Source organism: Thiohalorhabdus sp. (assembly GCF_036628635.1).
Classification (GTDB): Bacteria; Pseudomonadota; Gammaproteobacteria; order Thiohalorhabdales; family Thiohalorhabdaceae; genus Thiohalorhabdus.
Map to the genome: position 1 here is coordinate 1 of NZ_JAZKRM010000087.1, position 4836 is coordinate 4836.

Here is a 4836-nt window from a genome sequence, read left to right on the forward strand (position 1 = left end):
AAGGGCCGGTAAATTTTTCCGCCCGCTGGTCTCCGCCTCCATCCCCATCATCCCCGCCTTCCTTCCTGATCTCCCGACAATACGGGCCCTACGGGGATCTCCCTAGGGCGCCGTGGTTTTGGCACGTCCCTTGAATAGGGGATGGGCCAAGGAGGTTCTCGCCCATGCAGGAAGGCAGCATCTACACCACCCTTTCCGGGGCCCTGGCCCTGAGCCAGCGCCTGGATAGCGTGAGCAACAACCTGGCCAACGCCAACACCACCGGCTACAAGGCGGACCGCCTGAATTTCGAGGGGGTCCTGTCGCAGGCGCAGGCCAACCGGCCGGCCCGGCAGCCGGATCAGCCGCTCACCTTCCCGGTGATGCAGGGTACCGAAACCGATTACTCCCAGGGGGCCCTGAAGAATACCGGGCGTGCCCTGGATTTCGCCATCGAGGGCGAGGGCTTCTTCCGGGTCAGGGCCGCTGGCGGCGGCACGGCCTACACCCGGGACGGCCAGTTCCAGCTGAACAGCGATGGCGTCCTGACCGATTCCGAGGGCCGGGCGGTCCTCGATGACCAGGGCGACGCCATCCGCCCGGGCTCCCGGGAGATCAGCCTGAACCGCGACGGCGAGATCTTCGTCCCCGGCCGACAGGCGCCGGTGGCCCGTCTGGCGACCTTCAGCCCCGAGGACGCGGGGCTGATGGAGAAGGAGGGGGACAACCTCTACCGCAGCGAACCGGCGAATATGACGGCGACCGAGGGCGGCGGGGTGCGTAACGGTTACCTGGAGCGGGCCAATGTCAACACCATGGAAGAGATGGTGACCATGATGGACCTGCAGCGCCGCTTCGAGGCCATGACCAAGGCCATGCGCACCATCGATGAGACCTTCAGCGAAAGCGGTCAGCGCCTGGCCAGCCCCGGTCAGTAGGCCCGTTCGGGGCGCCAACGAGGGAGAGAAGCCGCTATGGATCGAGCGATGTGGACAGCCGCTTCCGGGATGCAGGCCCAGCAGACCCGGATCGATGTCATCTCCAACAACCTGTCCAACGTCAACACCACCGGGTTCAAGGAAAGCCGCCCGGATTTCCAGGACCAGATGTATCAGACCCAGCGCACCCCGGGGGCCACCAGCTCGGCCGCCGGCACTCAGGTGCCCACCGGGGTCCAGATCGGTCTGGGGGTCAAGACCGGCTCGGTCAGCCCGCTGTTCAATCAGGGCAACCTGGAGAGCACGGGCAACAATCTGGATCTGGCCATCGAGGGCAGGGGCTTCTTCCAGATCCAGACCCCCCAGGGCGACACCGCCTACACCCGGGCCGGTACCTTCAAGCTGAACGACCAGGGGCAGATGGTTACGCCCGACGGCAATCCCCTGCTTTCGGGGATCACCATCCCGCCCGATGCCACCTCCGTGAACATTTCCCCGGATGGCACGGTGGACGTGCGGCAGCCCGGCACCAACGACACCACCACGGTGGGCCAGATCCAGCTGGCCACCTTCGTCAACCCGGCCGGCCTCGAGGCCCGCGGCGACAACCTGTTCATGCAGACCGGGGCCTCCGGGCCGCCCCAGCAGGGGCTGCCCGGGACCAACGGTGCCGGCACCCTGCAGCAGGGGTACCTGGAGAACTCCAATGTCAGCGTGGTCAACGAGATGACCAACATGATCGCCGGCCAACGGGCCTATGAAGTTAACTCCAAGGCCATCTCCACCGCGGACGAGATGCTGCAGATGGCCAATAACCTGAAGCGCTAGAACGCGGGGGTAGGGCGATGGTTCGTCGAACCCTGAGCCTGTTCATGAGCGGGCTGCTCCTTGCTTCCCCCCCGGCCCTGGGGGAGCTGACCGTGGCGGTGACCGAGACCAGCGAGGTGCCCGGCAAGGCCGTGGCCCTGGGGGACATCGCCGAGGTCCGCGGCGGCCGGGCCGAGCTGCGCGACAAGGTACGGGACCTCGAGGTCCATCGGTTCGATCCCGGTTCCACCGGCTGGCGCGTCTCGGGGCGGGCTATCGGCAGTGCCCTGTGGGAGGCCGGGGTGTCCCTGGACAAGGTGACTACGGATATCCCCCTCGGCGCCCGGGTCGAGCGCCGTGCCCGGAAGGTGGACGGTGACCGGGTGGCGGCCGCGGTTCGCAGGCACCTCCGGGCCCAGGCGGGTAACGGCGAGCGGGTGGAGGTGGCCTTCCCCGAGGGCAAGCCCGCCTTCGAAGGCGTGGCCGAAGACGCCCAGCTCCAGGTGGCCCGGGAGAGTGAGGGAGCCGTGCGCGTGCGCGCCATTGCCGGCGAGGAGGTTGCGGCCTCCAAAACTTTTCCCGTGTCGGTGACGCGTCAGCGCCAGGTGGTGGTTGCCAACGGCCATCTGGACCCGGGTACCCGGATCGAATCCGATGACGTGACCACTGCTTTGCGCGAGTCGGAGGCATCCCGCTGGGCCGTCTTCGACTCGCGGGAGGACGTGATCGGCACCTCGCTGCTGAAGGCGGTGGGCGACGGTCAGCCCGTCAAGCGCTCCCAGCTGCGCATGGCCCCGGATGTGCGCTCCGGCGATCCGGTGACCCTGGTGTACAAGAGCAGCAAGATGCACCTCTCCGCGGCCGGGGTCATCCGGGAGCAGGGAGCGGTGGGCGAGGTCCTGGCCATGGAGAACCGTGACAGCGGTGAGCGGGTCTATGCCCGCCTGACGGGCCCCGACACCGCCAAGGTGAGCCAGCGCCATTCGAGCCAGCAAGGGAGTCGGCCATGATCATCCGTATCCTCGCCACCGGGGCCGCTGCCCTCCTGGCCGGGTGTGCTGCCGGCCCCAGCCCGGAAAAGCTCGAGGCCATCGACAAGGAGGTGGAGCAGGCCCAGGCCAACGCACCCGCAGCGCAGCCGGACCGGGGCGGGGCCGGCTCCCTCTGGGGGCAGAGCCAGCAGGAGGTGTTCGCCGACAACAAGGCCCATCAGGTGGGGGACATCATCACCGTGGAGCTGGAGGAGAATACCCAGGGCAACAATTCCGCCTCTACCCAGGCCGAGCGCGATGCCAGCAACGAGGCCGGCGTTTCCGCCTTTCTGGGCCTGGAGCAGAGCCTGGCGGAAAAAAACCCCCGTTTCGAGCCCGAAACCGCCATCGGCACCGAAACCAGCAACCAGCTGGATGGCAGCGGCGAAACCAGCCGCTCCGCCAGTCTGAGCGGCAACATGACGGCGGTGGTGGTGGATGTCTTCCCCAACGGCAACATGCGCATCAAGGGCCGGCGGGCCGTGACCATCAATCACGAGGTCCAGAACATGATCCTTTCCGGGGTGATCCGGCCCCAGGACATCGGGCCGCGGAATTCCATCACCTCCAGCGAGGTGGCCAACGCCCGCATCCAATACGCGGGCAACGGGGTGGTGGCGCGGCAGCAGGACGAAGGCTGGATGACCAAGGCCCTGCATACCGTTTGGCCGTTTTGAACCAGTGAGGAGTGAGGCGTGAGGGGTGAGGCGAAAAAGGCATTCCGGCGTATGGCGGCTTCCCTGATCCTGGCCATGGCGGTTTTGCCGGCAATGGCCCAGGCGGAGCGCATCAAGGACGTGGCCGACGTGGTCGGTGTGCGGGATAACCAGCTTCTGGGTTACGGGCTGGTGGTCGGCCTCGACGGCACCGGCGATTCGCCCCAGACCTCCAGCCCGTTCACCTTGCAGTCCATGGTGTCCATGCTCGAGCGAATGGGAATCAATCTGCGCGATCGGGTGGGGGATATGCGTCCGGACAATGTCGCGGCGGTCATGGTTACCGCGACCTTGCCGCCCTATGCCTCCCAGGGGCAGAAGATCGATGTGGAGGTGGCCTCGGTCGGGGATGCCGACAGCCTGCGCGGCGGCACGCTGCTTATGACCCCACTCCGGGGACCGGACAACCAGGTCTACGCCGTGGCCCAGGGGGCGGTAAGCCTGGGCGGCTTCGGGGCCCAGGGGCAGGGCGGCCAGGTCCAGGTCAACCACCTGAACGCGGGCCGCATCCCCAACGGTGCCCTGGTCGAGAATGCCCCGCCGGATGGCCTGAAGAACCGGAAAAGCCTACGACTGGCTCTACGCCAGACCGATTTCACCACCGCCACCCGGGTGGCGAAATCGGTCAATCAGGAGCTCGGGGGGGAGTTCGCCAAGGCCAGCGACCCCGGTACGGTCCAGGTGGATGTCCCCGACAGCTACACCAACGAAGTGGTGCCGCTGGTGGCCCGCCTGGAGAGCCTCCAGGTGAAGACGGACCGAAAGGCCAGGGTGGTTCTGGACGAACGGACCGGTACCGTGGTGATTGGTGAGAATGTCCGGATCCATCCGGTGGCGATCTCCCACGGCAACCTCAGCATCACCATTACCGAGGAGCCCCAGGTCAGCCAGCCTGCTTCGTTCGGGGAGGGGGTCACCACGGTGGTCCCGCGCACGGACGTGGAAGCCGGTCAGGAGGAGGCGGAGCTGGTCATGCTGCAGCCCGGCGTGGACCTTTCCTCGCTGGTGGGTGCCCTCAATTCGATAGGAACGACCCCCACCGACTTGGTGGCCATCCTGCGGGCGATTAAGCAGTCCGGGGCGTTGTCCGCCGAGCTCGAGGTGATCTAAGCCGATGGCTGGGAATGGGTAGCCCCTTGAGCGGGGCGCCCTGTCAAGGCGAATCGGCCGATAGGAGCGGGTGATGGAGCTGGCGATCAATCCGAAGGTCTCTCCCGATGGAGCGACGCCGCGGGAGCAGCTGAAGGGCCTGTCGCAGAAGTTCGAATCCCTGCTCCTGTCCCAGGTCTTCTCGTCCATGCGCGATACCGTCCCCGAAGGGGAAGGGGTGGTGGATACCGGCTTCGCGGGCGATATGTACCAGGA

The 4836-nt window shown here is 66.8% G+C and carries 6 protein-coding genes; all 6 read left to right on the forward strand.

Features of this window, described 5'->3' with window-relative positions; genetic code table 11:
• The first annotated feature begins 164 nt into the window (after positions 1-164).
• Positions 165-917 carry a flagellar basal-body rod protein FlgF gene (gene flgF / locus V5A19_RS13635; RefSeq protein WP_332319663.1) on the forward strand — a complete coding sequence of 251 codons (753 nt, stop codon included), beginning with the start codon at positions 165-167 and terminating at the stop codon, positions 915-917.
• 36 nt (positions 918-953) lie between these two features.
• Positions 954-1745, forward strand: a complete 792-nt coding sequence (flgG, locus tag V5A19_RS13640; protein WP_332319662.1) for a flagellar basal-body rod protein FlgG — start codon at positions 954-956, stop codon at positions 1743-1745.
• 17 nt (positions 1746-1762) lie between these two features.
• On the forward strand, positions 1763-2734 hold the full coding sequence (gene flgA, locus V5A19_RS13645; protein ID WP_332319661.1) for a flagellar basal body P-ring formation chaperone FlgA: 972 nt from the start codon (positions 1763-1765) through the stop codon (positions 2732-2734).
• Positions 2731-3432, forward strand: coding sequence for a flagellar basal body L-ring protein FlgH (locus tag V5A19_RS13650; protein ID WP_332319660.1), 702 nt, complete (start codon positions 2731-2733; stop codon positions 3430-3432). The genes flgA and V5A19_RS13650 overlap by 4 nt, the downstream gene beginning before the upstream one ends.
• A gap of 51 nt (positions 3433-3483) precedes the next feature.
• On the forward strand, positions 3484-4581 hold the full coding sequence (locus tag V5A19_RS13655) for a flagellar basal body P-ring protein FlgI (RefSeq protein ID WP_443081461.1): 1098 nt from the start codon (positions 3484-3486) through the stop codon (positions 4579-4581).
• Positions 4582-4654: 73 nt separating this feature from the next.
• A partial coding sequence (locus V5A19_RS13660) for a hypothetical protein (RefSeq protein WP_332327937.1) occupies positions 4655-4836 on the forward strand: 182 nt, incomplete at its 3' end.

Bases quoted from the DNA above. Each gene is read 5' to 3' on its own strand.
- flgF (WP_332319663.1), top strand. From the start codon at position 165: ATGCAGGAAGGCAGCATCTACACCACCCTTTCCGGGGCCCTGGCCCTG.
- flgG (WP_332319662.1), top strand. From the start codon at position 954: ATGGATCGAGCGATGTGGACAGCCGCTTCCGGGATGCAGGCCCAGCAG.
- flgA (WP_332319661.1), top strand. From the start codon at position 1,763: ATGGTTCGTCGAACCCTGAGCCTGTTCATGAGCGGGCTGCTCCTTGCT.
- V5A19_RS13650 (WP_332319660.1), top strand. From the start codon at position 2,731: ATGATCATCCGTATCCTCGCCACCGGGGCCGCTGCCCTCCTGGCCGGG.
- V5A19_RS13655 (WP_443081461.1), top strand. From the start codon at position 3,484: ATGGCGGCTTCCCTGATCCTGGCCATGGCGGTTTTGCCGGCAATGGCC.